At 49.4% G+C, this 697-nt stretch carries 1 protein-coding gene; it reads left to right on the top strand.

The features are described from left to right. Nucleotides 1-100 precede the first annotated feature (100 nt). Nucleotides 101-697 (top strand): nucleotide-binding protein (locus A8707_RS26345; RefSeq protein ID WP_269452780.1); only part of this gene is annotated, 597 nt, incomplete at its 3' end.

Below are 697 nucleotides of genomic sequence, written 5' to 3'. Positions count from 1 at the left end.
GCCGCCTGGACCTCAACGCGTTGGGATCAATTCTGGAACAAACTGAATCAATACGGCTTTTCCGTTGCCCTCTAATAGTATCAAATAGAGGTCGCACCCTATTAAAGGGGGGGTTGGCAAGTCCACGGTCGCAACCAACATGACCGTAATGAGAGCCAACCAGGGGATGGACGTGCTGCTCGTCGATGCTGATGATCAAGGCACGGCTTCAGACTTCACGGCGGTTCGTAACGAAACCTTAATAGAGCAGGGAGCTGGCTACACCTCCATCAAGCTTTATGGAGCGGCAGTCAGATCTGAAGTTTTGCGGATGGCAAAAAAATACGACGATGTGGTGATTGATGTGGGAGGTCGAGATACAGCAGGACAGAGAGCAGCTCTCTCGATGGCGAATGTTTATGTGATTCCCTTTCTTCCTGGCTCTTTTGATGTCTGGACATTAGAGAGTGTTGGCAAGTTAGTCGAGGAAGCCCGCGCTTTCAATGAGAATCTGAAAGCCCTCTGCATCATTAACCGTGCAGATGCAAAAGGTTCAGATAATTCGGATGCCGCAGCAATTGCCAAAGACACACCCGGTCTAGAATTCATTGATGCTCCATTAGGAAACCGAAAAGCCTTCCGATCAGCAGCGTCTAATGGACTGGCAGTGACCGAATTTAAGCCATCAGACTCGAAAGCGATCGCTGAGGTCAAAAAA

This window comes from Phormidesmis priestleyi BC1401, assembly GCF_001650195.1.
Lineage (GTDB): Bacteria > Cyanobacteriota > Cyanobacteriia > Leptolyngbyales > Leptolyngbyaceae > Phormidesmis_A > Phormidesmis_A priestleyi_B.
This window is presented reverse-complemented; position numbering and strand designations above follow the sequence as displayed.